Source organism: Cypionkella sp. (genome assembly GCF_030652235.1).
In the GTDB taxonomy this organism is placed as follows: Bacteria; Pseudomonadota; Alphaproteobacteria; order Rhodobacterales; family Rhodobacteraceae; genus Cypionkella.
Genome location: NZ_JAUSBA010000034.1, coordinates 291,257 through 306,082, shown reverse-complemented (window position 1 = coordinate 306,082; position 14,826 = coordinate 291,257). Strand labels below are relative to the sequence as shown.

General features: G+C 59.5%; 12 protein-coding genes. 3 read left to right on the top strand and 9 right to left on the bottom strand.

Annotated elements, in window-relative coordinates:
* Window positions 1-19: 19 nt before the first annotated feature.
* From Q7V03_RS12100 to Q7V03_RS12060, 9 genes are all read right to left on the bottom strand, one after another.
* Complete coding sequence (locus Q7V03_RS12100) at window positions 20-1,405, bottom strand: aspartate aminotransferase family protein (RefSeq protein ID WP_304925847.1); 1,386 nt, start codon at window positions 1,403-1,405, stop codon at window positions 20-22.
* Between the two features lie 121 nt (window positions 1,406-1,526).
* Window positions 1,527-2,195 (bottom strand): GntR family transcriptional regulator, encoded by a 669-nt coding sequence (locus tag Q7V03_RS12095; RefSeq protein ID WP_304925846.1) that lies wholly within the window; start codon window positions 2,193-2,195, stop codon window positions 1,527-1,529.
* Window positions 2,196-2,642: 447 nt separating this feature from the next.
* Complete coding sequence (locus tag Q7V03_RS12090) at window positions 2,643-3,776, bottom strand: Gfo/Idh/MocA family protein (RefSeq protein WP_304925845.1); 1,134 nt, start codon at window positions 3,774-3,776, stop codon at window positions 2,643-2,645.
* A 3-nt stretch (window positions 3,777-3,779) separates the two neighbouring features.
* Window positions 3,780-4,535 (bottom strand): sugar phosphate isomerase/epimerase, encoded by a 756-nt coding sequence (locus tag Q7V03_RS12085; protein WP_304925844.1) that lies wholly within the window; start codon window positions 4,533-4,535, stop codon window positions 3,780-3,782.
* Between the two features lie 10 nt (window positions 4,536-4,545).
* The gene (locus tag Q7V03_RS12080) at window positions 4,546-6,936 is read right to left on the bottom strand and encodes a glycoside hydrolase family 2 protein (protein ID WP_304925843.1); all 2,391 of its coding nucleotides are present in this window, start codon (window positions 6,934-6,936) and stop codon (window positions 4,546-4,548) included.
* Between the two features lie 4 nt (window positions 6,937-6,940).
* Complete coding sequence (locus tag Q7V03_RS12075) at window positions 6,941-8,023, bottom strand: ABC transporter ATP-binding protein (RefSeq protein ID WP_304925842.1); 1,083 nt, start codon at window positions 8,021-8,023, stop codon at window positions 6,941-6,943.
* A gap of 3 nt (window positions 8,024-8,026) precedes the next feature.
* A complete protein-coding gene (locus tag Q7V03_RS12070; protein ID WP_304925841.1) occupies window positions 8,027-8,953 on the bottom strand; it encodes a carbohydrate ABC transporter permease in 927 nt (308 codons plus the stop codon).
* Window positions 8,946-9,839, bottom strand: coding sequence for a carbohydrate ABC transporter permease (locus tag Q7V03_RS12065; RefSeq protein WP_304925840.1), 894 nt, complete (start codon window positions 9,837-9,839; stop codon window positions 8,946-8,948). Before Q7V03_RS12065 ends, Q7V03_RS12070 begins: the two co-directional genes overlap by 8 nt.
* Before the next feature lie 85 nt (window positions 9,840-9,924).
* Entirely contained in the window at window positions 9,925-11,154 is a 1,230-nt protein-coding gene (locus Q7V03_RS12060) for an ABC transporter substrate-binding protein (RefSeq protein WP_304925839.1), read from the bottom strand.
* Between the two features lie 350 nt (window positions 11,155-11,504).
* Here Q7V03_RS12060 and Q7V03_RS12055 point away from each other — a divergent pair, with 350 nt between their 5' ends.
* The 3 genes from Q7V03_RS12055 to Q7V03_RS12045 are packed head-to-tail and all read left to right on the top strand — an operon-like array spanning window position 11,505 to window position 14,765.
* On the top strand, window positions 11,505-12,536 hold the full coding sequence (locus tag Q7V03_RS12055; protein ID WP_304925838.1) for a LacI family DNA-binding transcriptional regulator: 1,032 nt from the start codon (window positions 11,505-11,507) through the stop codon (window positions 12,534-12,536).
* A gap of 9 nt (window positions 12,537-12,545) precedes the next feature.
* Window positions 12,546-13,601, top strand: coding sequence for a sugar phosphate isomerase/epimerase (locus Q7V03_RS12050; protein ID WP_304925837.1), 1,056 nt, complete (start codon window positions 12,546-12,548; stop codon window positions 13,599-13,601).
* A gap of 3 nt (window positions 13,602-13,604) precedes the next feature.
* On the top strand, window positions 13,605-14,765 hold the full coding sequence (locus tag Q7V03_RS12045; protein WP_304925836.1) for a Gfo/Idh/MocA family protein: 1,161 nt from the start codon (window positions 13,605-13,607) through the stop codon (window positions 14,763-14,765).
* The last annotated feature ends 61 nt before the right edge of the window (window positions 14,766-14,826 follow it).

Here is a 14,826-nt window from a genome sequence, read left to right as displayed (position 1 = left end):
GCTCAAAACCAGCCTCAGATCACTTAAACAACCCGTCTGCCTTAAGACCCGCATAGCATTCATCCAAGCTGGTCTTCGCCCGCGCGATCAACACGTCGATTTCTTCCGGCGTGATCACCAGTGGCGGCGCGATGATCATCCGATCGCCCACATGCCGCATGATCAGATTGTTGGCAAAGCACCGCTCACGGCAACGATAGCCGACAGTGCCGGTCTCGCTGGAAAACTTCGCCCGCTTCTCTTTATTCGGGGTCAGCGCAATCGATCCCATCAACCCCACCAACTGCGCGTCGCCCACCATCGGATGATCCGCCAGCGCCGCCCATTTCGCAGCCAGATGGGGATGCGCCACATCGCGGACGTGCTCGACGATGCCTTCTTCCTGAATGATCCGCAGGTTCTCCAACGCCACCGCCGCCGCGACCGGATGGCCGGAATAGGTGTAGCCGTGATTGAACTCATCGGTGCCGATCACCGCCGCCACCTCATCGCAGACAACCGAGCCGCCAATCGGCTGATAGCCCGAACTGAGCCCCTTCGCGATGGTCATGATATGTGGCTTGATGCCGAAAGTCTGGCTGCCAAACCAATTCCCGGTGCGGCCAAACCCGGTGATCACCTCATCCGCGATCAGGAGGATGCCATATTTGTCAACGATGCGCTGAATTTCCGGCCAATAGGTTGACGGCGGCACGATCACCCCGCCCGCGCCCTGAATAGGTTCGCCGATGAAAGCCGCGACATTCTCGACCCCAAGGTTCAGGATCATCGCTTCCAGTTCCTGCGCCCGCATCAGCCCGAAGGCCTCTGGCGTCATGTCGCCGCCCTGATCCCAATAGTTCGGCTCGCCGATATGGACGATCCCGGCCAGCTTGCCGCCATGGGCATGAATGCCCGACATCCCGCCCAACGACCCACCACCAATGGTGGAGCCGTGATAGCCATTCGTCCGCGCGATGATCACCCGCTTTTCCGGCTGGCCCTTGATATCCCAATAGCGCCGCACCAGACGGATGTTGGTGTCATTGGCCTCAGATCCCGAGCCTGCAAAGAACACATGGTTCATGCCCGCAGGCGCCAGTTCGGCGATCTTGGCGGCCAAAGCGATGGCCGGCACATGGCTGGTCTGGAAGAAGGTGTTGTAATAGGACAGCTCATCCATCTGCCGCTTGGCGACTTCGCCCAGTTCCGGGCGGCCATAGCCGATGTTGACACACCACAGACCGGCCATGCCGTCGATGATCTTGTTGCCTTCGCTGTCGGTCAGCCAGACGCCTTTGCCCTGCGTCATGATCCGCGCGCCCTTTTTGCCAAGGGCGGTGTTGGCGGTGAACGGGTGCATGTGGTGGGCTGCATCCAGCGCCTGAAGTTCAGCCGTCGGCATGTGGTTGGTGATTTTGTTCATCGCATGATCCCCTTGATACGCGCGGCCATGCCCGAATCCGGTGGCCTTTGGATCAGGATATGATCAAATGCAGCGGCGTTCAAGAAATTTGATCAAATTATCTCGAGACGGCGTTCCAGGCCTAAATTTCACCGCGCTGCAAGGCCGCGCGGACCTGATCAACGCCCTGCGCAATGTCGCGCTGCATCGCGGCGGACAGGCCAGCGGCATCGCCTGCCCGCATGGCAGCTAAGGCCTCTTTGTGCGAATCCGGCAGGCTGGTTGCGCCACTGCGCGACGAAACCACCCGCAAGCTGGGACCAAAGCGCAGCCAAAGCGAGCGCGCCATGTCGAACAGCACCCCCGCCCCCGCCGCCTCATACAAAGCGAAATGGAAGGCGTGGTTGCTTTTCAGATAGCCAGAGACATCGTCGGCGCTTATCGCCGCATCGACGGCGGTATCCAGCATTTCCAGTTTTTCGATCAACGCAGGCGTAACCACGGCAAGGCCAGCCAAATGCGGTTCGATGGTCAAGCGGGCGAAGGCAACTTGATCAAGATCCGCGGCACTCAGGCGCGGCACGGTTACGCGGCGGTTGCCCTGCGGCAGCAATGCGCCTTCGGCCGCCAAGCGGCGGATGGCTTCACGCACCGGGGTCATCCCAGCCTCTAGCCCGGCGGTCAGGCCTTGAATCGTCACAGGCTGGCCCGGCTGCAAAACCCCAAACAGGATCATGTCGCGCAGGCGGGCGTAGGTGACCTCGTGGGTCGGGATTTTACGGGCGTCTTCGGTCATACGGCCTGCACTCATTGCGTTTCTGCCGTTTATGACGGCAATGGCCAGCGTTGCAAGCCCGGCGTTTGTCGCAGGCGTTTCTGATACGCCCGGATGAAAGCCAAACCGGGTAAAATCAGCGCTCCCCCCCCTGCCCGTTCAGATCATAAGCCACCATGCCCACGAAAGCCTCGATGAACGAGGCATGTTCACCGCGCCACTTGACTCCCCCAAAAAAACTGCTGGGCGGTGCGGTCAACCTTGACCGCCAGAGAGATCGGGCCGAACAGTCACGGCATCGGGTCGGCGAAGGTCAAAGACTCGGTCGTGTCGCAATCACCGCCAACCCGGCAGAGCTTGGGATCAGCATTGAAGCCGCGCAAAACTGGGTTTTCGATCAGTCCCACGTCTCTCGATCGCTTTTCCGTCCTGTCAGACGTCATCGCGCGCGCCAGCGACAACGCTGACAGGGCAGAGGCGCACCTATCGCAACAAGGCCCGCGCCTGATCTGGCCCCAAAGCCGCAGGCCGGGTGCAGGTGGTGGTCAGGGTGATAAATTCCCCCGTCTCGCCCGATTTCAGCGCCGCCGTCATGACATCCACGCCGTGCAACGTCCGCTCCAACGAGCAGCGCGCATCGCGCCCCTCAGTGATCGCCAGCACCATATCGGCCATGCCTGCGGTGCGGTAATTCGCCTGATCCTCACCGAGATGGCCCTTCTGGTTGACGATGCTGAACGGGTGATCCCAAGCCTTAACCTGACGCAGCACGCCATCGCGCCCTGCGATTTCCAGCGGCCCGCCGAAGAAGTTTGGATCGGGGACATAAAGCGTGCCTTCGGTGCCATAGAGTTCAAAATGGTTGCGCTTGTGGTGCCAGACGTCCCAGCTGGCCGAGAAGCTGATGGTCGCCCCGGAATGAAACTCCAGCAAAGCCTGAATGTTGCTCGGGGTCTTCACCGCAATCTCTTGCCCCGCCCGATCCCCTGATCCGATGGTGCGGGTGGGTGTAGCCGAAGAGGTCAGCGCACCGACGCGCCGCACCGGACCAAGCAGGTTGATCAGATTGGCGATGTAATACGGGCCCATATCCATGATCGGGCCAGCCCCCGGCAGATAAAAGAACTCTGGGCTGGGGTGCCAGCTTTCCGGGCCGTGACCTTGGATCGCCGCACAGCCGGTGGTGATTTGCCCCAGCTTACCCTCGTCAATCAGCGCGCGGGCCTGCTGGTGGGTACCGCCCAAGAACGTATCGGGCGCGCAGCCGACGGCAAGGCCCTTGCTGGCCGCAAGATCGCGCAAAGCCACGCCTTCCGCCAGCGTCAGCACCAGCGGCTTTTCGGAATAGGCGTGCTTGCCCGCCTCTAATATCCGCTTTGTCACCGCATAATGCGCGTCAGGGATGGTCAGGTTGATCACCACATCGACGTCATTATTCGCCAAAAGGTCATCGACCGACTGCGCTTTCACACCAAATTCCGCCGCCCGCGCCTGCGCGGCGGCTATGTTCATATCAGCCACCGCCCGCACCTCCAGCCCTTTGAACAAGGGTGCCAGCCGCAGGTACGAGGTCGAAATATTGCCGCATCCGATGATACCAATGCCTAGATTTGCCATGATCTACCCTTTCAGCTTTTCCGCCGAGGCCAGCGAGCGGCGTGCAAAACGCGCGTGGTCGGCGGGGTTGTCGTGTTCCATCACGAAGTTCGTGACGCCGATTTTGCGCAAAGCGGGCAGGATCGTCGCCCAATCCACCACGCCGTAGCCCAGATCGGCCCAACCATCCTCGGCCAAGTTTTCACCTTTGGCAGCGATGTCTTTGACATGCGCCGCGATGATGCGAGATTTGTGATCGACAATCCACGCCAAGGGGTCCGCACCGCCGCGCACCACCCATGCCACATCCATCTCCCACGCCAAATCTGGGCCGCCTTCAAACAAAGCGGTTTGCGGCACGGCCCCGTCAGCGGTTTTGATGAATTCGAAATCATGGTTATGCCAGCCGAATTTCAACCCAGCATCGCAGATCGGTCGCCCCGCCTTTTGCAGCCGCACGCCAAGATCATGCCAGCCTTTGCCCGTGGTGGGCCGCTCATCGGGATGAATCCACGGCACGATGACCTGTTCCATGCCCAAGGTCTGTGCCACTTTGATCGCCCAGTCCGGGGTATCTTCAACTTGTGCCAAGCCAAAATGGCCAGATGGCATTTTTAGCGCGCAAGCCTGAAGCCCCGCGTGCAGATCGGAAAGGCCCGCTGGGTCGGCGTAAAGCCCGCCAAAGCCTTCGACGGCGCGGTAGCCGGTTGCCGCCAGCATTTCCAAGGTTTTCGCCAAGGGCGGGAAGTTGCGCGAGGAATAGAGTTGATAGCTGAACATAAGTGCCTCCTCAGGCAGTCGGACCATAGGTCGCGGAATGAAGGTCTTTGATGGTGAAACGGGGCGCAGCGCCAATTTGCGCGGGGGTGAAGGTGATCGTCGCGGGAGAGCCGGGGAACAATGCGACCGCGTTGTGCGAGAACCGCCCCGGCTGATCGGATTCGACGGCAACAAACAGCGCCAAGGCTTCGGCGGAGAGGGTGATTTCGTAGCTGCCGCTGGTCTTTTGAACCTGATGATTTAGGCGGGCGGGCAACAGATCATAATGTTTGTAAGGCTTTGGCGCGAAGATATCGCCAGAAATCAGCGCACTGCCGTCTGACCAAATGTAAGCCAGCATCTCTTGCGCACCAAGAGCACTGGCGTCGATTTCCAGGGCAAGAACGGCGGTATCAGCGACGTTCACCGTGGCTTCGGCCAGCGGGCGGGTGCTGCCATCCATCGCCACGGCCATCACCTTGACCGTCACATCCAGCGCAGCGCCATCGTTCACCGCGCGCAATTCAATGCCACCCGCTACGGGAACCGCCGAGACGAACACGGCTTGGAAAAACTGTTTCGCCATATGGTGCAGCAACTTCCAACCGCCGCCATGGTCCAGACTGGACCACGAACACACCGGCCAAGTGTCGTTCAACTGCCAGATCAGCGCGCCCATGCAATGCGGCTTCAGGCTGCGCCAATGCGTGACAGCGGTTTTGATAGCCAAGCCCTGCTGGACTTGGCTGACGTAAACGAAATTCTCAAAATCCACCGGGAAGCGGAAATAGCGGAACATGGTTTCCGCAATCCGCGCGTTGCCACCAGCGTTCTTCTGATGGCTCTCCATCACCGGGGCTGCGATGTTGAAATCCTTGGGGTCGGCGAATTTGCGGATCACATCCATCGACGGATAGCTTTGAAAGCCAAACTCTGAACAAAAGCGAGGACTTACATCGCGGTAATGATCAAAATCGCGGCCCTCGTGCCAGACGCTCCAGAAATGCATGTCGCCCTTGGAGTCGTCATGCCAAGCGTCACCAAAATCCATCGGGCCGGGGCTGGGCGAGGATGGCCACCAAACTGCATCTGGCACGGCGGCTTTCAGCGCAGTTTCAATGCAGCGGTTCAGCCGATCATAGCCGACCAGATACAAATCCCGATTGGCGCGGGTTTCGGGGAACCATGTCAGCGCGCCGATCAACTCGTTATCGCCGCACCACAGCACAAGGCTGGCGTGGTGATGCAGCCGCTTGGCTTGCTCGGTCACTTCAATCGCCACGTCATTCAGGAAAGCGTTGTCAGCGGGGTAGATGTGGCAAGAGAACATGAAATCCTGCCAGACCATCAGGCCCAGTTCATCGCAGAGATCGTAGAACCAGTCCGGCTCGTACCGCCCGCCGCCCCAGACCCGAATCATGTTCATATTGGCGAGCGCGGCCGATTGCAGCAGATCGCGGGTGGCTTCAGGCGTGATGCGGCCCGACAGAGCATCTTGCGGGATCCAATTCGCACCCTTGGCAAAGATATCGCGGCCATTGATGCAGAATTTGAAACCCAACCCAGCAGCATTTTTCTCGGTGATCAACTCCGCCGCGCGCAGACCGATGCGGCGGATCAAGACTTGATCGTCGAAACCGATCACCAGATCATGCAGCACTTGCGCGCCCTGCCCGGCTGGCCACCAGAGCGCCGGATTATTCACCACCAGCGCCGCCACCGCCTGCCCGCGCCGCACTTTCGCTTGTGCGGTGACACCACAAAGAGCGAAAGACACGTCGGACCCCTCCGCGTCGCCTTTCACCTCTGCCGTCACCGTCACCACAGCGCGATGGGCGGAATGGGATTGCGCGATGACGATTGCTGCGATCCGCGATTGGGTCAGGGGTTCGAGATAAAAGTCGCCATAAACCCCGAAACTGCCCAGCGCGATGTTCCAATCCCAACCGAAATCGCACGACGGTTTGCGCAGCATATTGCCGTTGTGGATGGGGGTGTTGTTGGCAGAGAACGGCACGAAATACGGCTGGGCGGCTTGGCGCTTGGCGGCCTCCACCTCTGGCGAGCGGAAGGTGATCGCGATGTCATTCACCCCCATCCGCAGCGCGGCGCAGAGATCGACGCGGTAGCTGCGGAACATGCTATCCGATGCCAAGACCGTGACCCCGTTCACCGCGACTTCCGCCACGGTGTCGAGCATCGACACCACCAGCACCAGGTCGGTGCGCGTGACGCTGAAGCTGCACTTGGCGACCCAGTCGCGGCCACAAATCCAGCGCAGATCATATTCGTTACGGCCCCAATAGGGATCGGCAATCGCACCCGCGCTATGCAAAGCGCTGATGCCATCCCCCGGCAGGGTGAAGGCGACAGAATATGCGCCGCTTTCGTCGCAAAGCGTCCAGCCCTCGGCCAAATCCATTGCCTTAGACCCGCTGTTCGGATGCCGTGTCGAAAATCGACGCCTTCGGGATATCCACTTTCAAATGCACCGCTGTGCCCGCAGCCATCCGGCGTTCCACCGGCACGCGGACCGACATTTTCAGACCACCCTCAGCCTCCAGCCAAACCAGACTGTCAGCCCCCATCGGCTCGTCAATCTCGACCACCGCCGGGATCGTCAGGCCGGGTTCGGCATGGTCCTGAATGTGCAGATGCTCGGGGCGCAGGCCGAGGATGGCTTTCGGGCGCTCCAAAATCGCACCGCCCTCATAGCCCGCAAGGTTGATCTTGGTGTTGGCGAATTGGAAGGCAGCCCCGCCGTCAATCGTCGCCCCATGCAGGAAGTTCATCGACGGGCTGCCGATGAAGCCCGCCACGAACAGGTTCGACGGACGGTTGTAGATTTCCTGCGGGGCGGCGAGTTGCTGGATCAGGCCGCCGCGCATCACCGCAATGCGGTCGGCCAGCGTCAAAGCCTCAATCTGATCATGCGTCACATAGACCATCGTGTTGTTCAGCCGGCTGTGCAAGCGCTTGATTTCCACACGTAATTCGCTGCGCAACTTGGCGTCAAGGTTCGACAAAGGCTCGTCAAACAAGAACACATCAACGTCACGCACCAAGGCCCGGCCAATCGCCACCCGCTGCCGCTGGCCACCTGACAAAGCGGCAGGTTTGCGGTCCAGCAACGGCTCAATCTGCAAAATCTCTGCCGCCCGCGCGATGCGTTTGTCGATTTCTTCCTTCGGCATCCGGGCATTCTTCAGCCCGAACGAAAGGTTTCCGCGCACCGTCATTTGCGGATAAAGCGCGTAGCTTTGGAACACCATGCCGATGCCCCGCTCGCTGGGTTCGGCCCAAGTGACGTTCTTGCCCTTGATCCAAATCTCGCCGTCGGTGATGTCCAACAGCCCCGCCAGACAGTTCAGCAAGGTCGATTTCCCGCAACCTGACGGCCCCAACAGCACGATGAACTCGCCCTCTGCCACGTCGATATTCATATTCTTCAACACCGAAACCGAACCGAAATTCAGCGTCAAGTCTTTGACTTGGATGGAATGGGTCATGGGTCAGCCTTTCACGGCGCCAGCAGCAATGCCGCGAACAAAGAGTTTGCCAGAGACGAAGTAGATGAACAGCGGCACAAGCCCCGTCAGCAGGGTCGCCGCCATATTGACGTTGTATTCCTTCACCCCCTGCACCGAATTGACGATGTTGTTCAGCTGCACCGTCATCGGGTAAATTTCGGGCTTGGTGAACACGACGCCAAACAGGAAGTCGTTCCAGATCCCGGTGATTTGCAGGATCAGCGCCACCACAAAAATCGGCAGGCTCATCGGCACCATGATTTGCAGGTATATCCGCCAGAACCCTGCGCCATCGACGCGGGCGGCTTTGAACAATTCCTCCGGCAAGCTGCTGAAATAGTTGCGAAACAGCAGCGTCAGGATTGGCATCCCGAAGATCGTGTGCACAAGGATCAGACCGTAAAGCGTGCCGTAAATATGCAACTCGCGCAGCAGGATGACGATGGGATAAAGCATGATCTGATATGGGATGAACGAGCCGAAAATCAGAATGGTGAAGAACACCTCTGACCCTTTGAAGCGCCAGTTCACCAAAGCATAGCCGTTCACGCTCGCCACGATGATCGAGATGATCACCGACGGCACCGTGATCATCACCGAGTTCCAGAAGCCCCTTGAAAGCCCGTCGCAGTTCAACCCGGTGCAAGCCTCGGACCACGCTTTGACCCAAGGTTGAAAGGTGATCTCAACCGGCGGCGCAAAGATATTGCCCATGCGGATTTCCGGCATGCCTTTCAGCGAGGTCATCACCATCACCCACAAGGGCAGCAGGTAGTAGACCGACACCACAAACAATGTGCCGTAAAGCATGATATTGCCGCCCGAGAACCGCCGTTTCGGCTTGGCCCCGCGTGGCTGCACGCCCGTCGCGCCGTGAGCCGTCGCGCCGTGAGTTGCCACATCAACCATGCTTTTTGCCCCCAAATTCCAGATAGGCCCAAGGCACCAGCACGATCAGCACCGACAGCAACATCATTGTGCTGGCGGCAAAGCCTTGGCCAAGGTTTTGCGCGGTGAACATGTAGCGATAGACATACATTGCCGGCACTTGGCTGGCATTGCCCGGCCCACCCGAGGTTTGCGCCACCACCAGATCATAAAGCTTGATGATGCCTGCGGCGACGATCACCAAAGTGGTCATAAACACCGGACGCATCATCGGGATCACCACGAAGATATAGGTTTTCCACTTTGGAATGCCGTCCACTCGAGAGGCTTTCCAGATATCTTCGTCAATGCCGCGCAGGCCCGCCAGCATCAGGCACATGGTAAATCCAGTGCCCTGCCATAACCCCGCGATCAGCAGACCATAGAGAACCGTATCCGGATTGTGCAGCGGATCGAAGGTGAAGGTCTCAAACCCCATCCGGCGCACCACCTCTTGAATCCCCATCTCGGGGTTCAAAATCCACTGCCAGACGAGGCCGGTGACGATGAAAGACAAAGCAAACGGATACAGCATGATGGTGCGGAAGGTGTCTTCAAAGCGGATTTTCTGATCCAGCAGCACCGCCAGTACGAAACCCATCACGATGGTGAAAACCAGCGACATCACCCCGTAAAACGCAAGGTTCCAGATCGCGGCATTCCACAGATCGTTCGACCAAAGCCGCTTGTATTGGTCGATGCCGACAAACTCCAGCCTCGGTAACAGCTTGGAATTGGTGAAGGAATACAGCACCGTCCACAACGTGCCGCCGACAAACACCACCATGGTGGTCAGCACCATCGGCACCGCCGCGACCTTGGCGTTCAGGTTGCGAAAAAGCCGCAGCCCCTTTGGTTTTCCTGCCATGCTCTGGCTTCTCCCCTGCAAATCCGCAGTTGGTTGCAAAAGCGCCGCCCGAACTGGCCCGAGCGGCGCTTTTGCAGCGACAGGCTTAAAGCCCGGTCTTCAGGATTTCGACATAGCGCGCTTGGGCGTCTTCTGGGGTCATATCACCGCTCCAGAATTGGCTTTGCATATCGCCCAGTTGGGTTTGCACGTCCGGCGACCAGACCTGATCGCCCGCAGGCACCACATTGCCGGATTTCAAAATCTCCAGCCCCTTCTTCATGCAATCATTGGCGGCAGACATATCAATGTCGCCACGGATCGGCAGCGAGCCTTTCTTCAGGTTGAACGCCACTTGCACATCCGGGCTGACCAACAGCGCCGCCAGACGCTTCTGTGCGGCTTCCTGCTCGGGGTCCGCCAGTTTCGGGAAGTAGAACGCATCGCCGCCGGTCGACAGATACGCATTCAACCCCAGACCCGGCAGACAGGTGTAATCCTTGCCCGCAACCTTGCCCGCCACCGCGAATTCGCCCTGCGCCCAGTCGCCCATGATCTGACCCGCAGCATCGCCGGTGATCACCATATTGGTGGCTTGGTTCCAATCTTGAACGGTCGATTTCGACGCCAGTTTGCGCGCATCCGCCGAGGCTTGGAACACCTTCAGCATCTCAGGCCCAGCGGCGGCTTCCATATCCTTATCGACATTGACCTTCTTCCACAGATCAAGCCCGCCAATACCGATCGCAATCGCGTTGAATGCAAGGTTCGACTGCCAAGCCTGACGCCCCAAGGCCAACGGGATCTTGCCAGCAGCTTCGACCTGCGGCGCCGAGGCCACAAATTCTGTCCAGTTGGCCGGCACCGGGATGCCCAGATCTTCATAAATCTTGTTGTTGATCCACAGCCATTCTGGTGAGTGAATGTTCATTGGCGCACAATAGACCTTGCCGTCAATGGTGCAGCCGTCCAGCAGCGAGATCGGGTTGATCACATCGCGCCACTTGTTGGCTTCGGCCACATCGGTCAGGTCCAGCATCAAGCCAGCCTGCACCAGTTCCAAAGCTTGCTGTCCGTGGTTAAACTGCGTCGCCCCCATCGGATCGCCACCGGTGATGCGTGCGATCATCACCGGACGGGCGGTATCGCCGCCGCCCGCAATCGCACCATCAACCCAGTGATCGCCCGAGGCATCAAAGGCTTTCGCAAGCTCAGCCACCGCCGCCGCTTCACCGCCAGAGGTCCACCAATGCGTCACTTCCAGATCGGTGGCATAGGCCCCGGACGGCAGTGCCACCGACAAAAGCAGGCCAGCGGCCAGTTTCCAATTCTTCATAAGATCCTCCCAGATCGTTTGGTATTCTGCCAAATCGTTTGATAGTCCTGCCGTCTATATCGTTATAGCCCGATCCTATAACGTTATAGTTTTTTCAATCAAGCAATCTTTTCGCTTGTCGGTTGTAAATTTCTGCGGCTTGATTATGGGTGGTATGCGCAGGATCTTTGGTTTGGGCGGTGCCGCTTGCGGGTGAGGAAGTCTCTGAAATTATGGGCAAGTTGGCGCGGTTTGCCATCGCAACTCATCGGGCATCCACCGCAAGTCACAAGGCGAGACGGCGAATCACTGGGCTGGAAGATTGCGCGGATTACCGCCAAAAGAAGCGGCAGGTTTCGGGAATGGATGCGATGACAGAATCACCCCTGCCCCTTGTTGGGGCGGAACGGCCCACGCTGAAAACCATCGCCGCCGCCACCGGGCTTGCGATTGCCACAGTCAGCCGGGCGCTGAAGGATGCCCCCGATATTGGTGAGGAAACCAAGCGTCGGGTGCGCGAAACCGCCTTGAAGCTCGGCTACCGGCAGAACCGCGCCGCTGTGCGTTTGCGCACAGGAAAGACCAATGTGATTGCCTTGCTGCTGTCGACTGAATCCGATGTGATGAACCACACCTCGAAACTTCTATACTCCATCGCCGACGCCCTGCGCGGCACGGCCTACCATCTGGTGGTGATGCCGTTTTTCCGCGACCAAGACCCGATGGACCCGGTACGCTATATTGTTGAGACTGAAAGCGCCGACGGCATCATCCTGAACCAGACCAAGCCCGACGATCCGCGCATCCGCTATATGACCGAGCATCACATCCCCTTCGCCACCCATGGCCGCACCGATATGGGGCTCGATCACCCTTATTTCGACTATGACAACGAAGCCTTTGGGCATCTTGCCGTGCAAGCGCTGGCCGAGCGTCAGCGCCGCCATGTCTATATGATCGCGCCGCCGCGCAACCATATGTATGCCCGCCACATGATCATGGGCGCCAGCCAAGAGGCCACCGCACGCAACATGCGGTTCGAATTGGCCGATACTGTCACCTCGGACAGTTCGGCGGATGATATAGAAGCGGCGGTCGCCCAGCGATTTTCCGATGCAGCGCCAGATGCGATCATCGCCGGATCGACCACAGGTGCGATTGCAGCGGTGGCGGGCGTCGAAAGCGCAGGCTTGCAGATCGGTAAAAATCTGGATGTTGTCTCAAAAGAAGCCATCCGGCTGTTGCACCGTTTTCGCAAAGAGATGATCGTGGTGAACGAGGATGTGGCGCGCGCCGGGAATTTTCTGGCCCGCGCCGTGATGGCCGCGATCGAGGGTCGCGCGCCGGATCAAGGACAAGCACTGGAAGTGCCGCAAGCATCGGACTTCCGCACGGGAAATTAGGGAGAGACCATGAAGACGATCAAAGGACCGGCGCTGTTTCTAGCGCAATTCGCAGGCGATGCAGCGCCGTTCAACAGCTTTGATGCCATCACCAAATGGGCCGCCGACTGCGGGTACAAAGGCGTGCAGGTGCCGTCTTGGGACGCGCGGCTGATTGATTTGGACAAAGCCGCCAGCTCAAAAACCTATTGCGACGAATTGAAGGGCATCGCCGCGCAGAATGGCGTGGAAATCACCGAGCTTTCGACCCACCTGCAAGGCCAGTTGGTCGCCGTGCATCCCGCCTATGACACCCAGTTTGATGGCTTCGCCGCCCCAGAAGTGCGTGGCAATCCGAAAGCCCGGCAGGCTTGGGCGGTGGATCAGGTCACCAAAGCCCTGACCGCCAGCAAGAACCTTGGCCTCACCGCGCATGCAACCTTCTCGGGTGCGCTGGCTTGGCCCTACCTTTACCCATGGCCGCAACGCCCGGCGGGTTTGGTCGAGGAAGCCTTTGACGAACTCGCCCGCCGCTGGACGCCGCTGCTCAACCACGCCGACGCCTGCGGCATTGATTTGGCCTATGAGATTCACCCCGGCGAAGACCTGCATGACGGCATCTCGTTTGAGATGTTCCTAGAGCGTGTCAACAACCATCCCCGCGCCAACATGCTGTATGATCCCAGCCACTATGTGCTGCAACACCTTGATTACCTTGCGCATATCGACATCTACCACGAGCGCATCAAGATGTTCCACGTCAAGGATGCAGAACTCAACCCCACAGGCCGCCAAGGCGTCTACGGTGGCTTCCAGTCTTGGATCAACCGCGCGGGCCGCTTCCGCTCGGTCGGCGATGGGCAGGTTGATTTCGGCGGCATCTTCTCGAAACTCACCCAACACGGCTTTGACGGCTGGGCGGTGGTGGAATGGGAATGCTGCATCAAGCACCCCGAAGACGGCGCGCGCGAAGGCGCGGCTTACGTCGCCAAACACCTGATCCGCGTCACCGAAAAGGCGTTTGACGATTTTGCCGATGCAGGCACCGACCGCGCCGCCAACCGCCGCATGTTGGGATTGGAGTAGATCATGGCCATCACCGCAGCTCACACCGCCCGCGCGCCCCGCATCCGTCTTGGCATGGTTGGCGGCGGTCGTGGCGCTTTCATCGGCGCCGTCCACCGCATCGCCAGCCGCATTGACGATCAATACGAACTGGTGGCCGGGGCGTTTTCGTCCGACCCCGAACGCTCCGCCGCCTCTGCCGCCGATATTGGCGTGGCGCGTAGCTATGGCAGCTTTGCCGAGATGGCCCAAAAAGAAGCCCGGCGCAAAGACGGCATCGAGGCCGTCGCGATCGTCACCCCCAACCACATGCACGCCCCCGTGGCGTTAGAGTTTCTCAAACGCGGCATCCATGTGATCTGCGACAAACCGCTGACCGCGACGCTGGCGGAGGCGAAAAAGCTGGCCAAAGCCGCCGAAGCCTCGGGCGTAGTGTTTGCCTTGACCCACAACTACACTGGCTATCCGATGATCCGCCAAGCCAAAGCCATGGTTCAGGCCGGCGATCTGGGCGATATTCGGCTGGTGCAAGTTGAATACGCCCAAGACTGGCTGGCGCATGAGGTCGACAACAAACAAGCCGATTGGCGCACCGATCCGGCGCGCTCTGGTGCCGGTGGTTCGACAGGCGATATCGGCACCCATGCCTTCAACCTCGCCAATTTCGTCTCTGGCCTGACGCTTTCCGAGCTCGCCGCCGACCTGCAAAGCTTTGTCCCCGGAAGGCGAGTCGATGACAACGCCCATGTCCTGCTGCGCTACAGCTCTGGCGCGCGCGGGATGCTGTGGTGTTCCCAAGTCGCCGCAGGCCAAGAAAACGGCCTGCGCCTGCGGATTTATGGCACCAAAGCCGGGATTGAATGGGAGCAGGAAAACCCCAACTACCTCTGGGTCACCCCCTTGGCCGCGCCGCGCTATCGGTTGACGCGGGGCGGTGCAGGCACCGGCGACGCTGCCGCCCGCGTCACCCGCATCCCGCCCGGGCATCCCGAAGGCTATCTGGAAGGCTTCGCCAATATCTACGCCGAGGCCGGACGCGCAATCATCGCACGGCGCGATGGGTCGGCACTGGACAGCGCAGTCAGCTTCCCGGGGTTGAAAGAAGGTCTCGAAGGTGTCGCCTTTGTCGATGCCTGCGTGCGGTCTTCCATCAAGAATGGCGCTTGGACTAAACTGGCGCTGTAACACCGCCTGTCCCCCGCGCAACCGGAGTTTTCGAAAATTCCGGCACGATTTTTCTCAAAAA

Excerpts from the sequence above, each read along its gene's own strand:
- Q7V03_RS12100 (WP_304925847.1), bottom strand. The coding sequence starts at position 1,405 with ATGAACAAAATCACCAACCACATGCCGACGGCTGAACTTCAGGCGCTG.
- Q7V03_RS12095 (WP_304925846.1), bottom strand. The coding sequence starts at position 2,195 with ATGAGTGCAGGCCGTATGACCGAAGACGCCCGTAAAATCCCGACCCAC.
- Q7V03_RS12090 (WP_304925845.1), bottom strand. The coding sequence starts at position 3,776 with ATGGCAAATCTAGGCATTGGTATCATCGGATGCGGCAATATTTCGACC.
- Q7V03_RS12085 (WP_304925844.1), bottom strand. The coding sequence starts at position 4,535 with ATGTTCAGCTATCAACTCTATTCCTCGCGCAACTTCCCGCCCTTGGCG.
- Q7V03_RS12080 (WP_304925843.1), bottom strand. The coding sequence starts at position 6,936 with ATGGATTTGGCCGAGGGCTGGACGCTTTGCGACGAAAGCGGCGCATAT.
- Q7V03_RS12075 (WP_304925842.1), bottom strand. The coding sequence starts at position 8,023 with ATGACCCATTCCATCCAAGTCAAAGACTTGACGCTGAATTTCGGTTCG.
- Q7V03_RS12070 (WP_304925841.1), bottom strand. The coding sequence starts at position 8,953 with ATGGTTGATGTGGCAACTCACGGCGCGACGGCTCACGGCGCGACGGGC.
- Q7V03_RS12065 (WP_304925840.1), bottom strand. The coding sequence starts at position 9,839 with ATGGCAGGAAAACCAAAGGGGCTGCGGCTTTTTCGCAACCTGAACGCC.
- Q7V03_RS12060 (WP_304925839.1), bottom strand. The coding sequence starts at position 11,154 with ATGAAGAATTGGAAACTGGCCGCTGGCCTGCTTTTGTCGGTGGCACTG.
- Q7V03_RS12055 (WP_304925838.1), top strand. The coding sequence starts at position 11,505 with ATGACAGAATCACCCCTGCCCCTTGTTGGGGCGGAACGGCCCACGCTG.
- Q7V03_RS12050 (WP_304925837.1), top strand. The coding sequence starts at position 12,546 with ATGAAGACGATCAAAGGACCGGCGCTGTTTCTAGCGCAATTCGCAGGC.
- Q7V03_RS12045 (WP_304925836.1), top strand. The coding sequence starts at position 13,605 with ATGGCCATCACCGCAGCTCACACCGCCCGCGCGCCCCGCATCCGTCTT.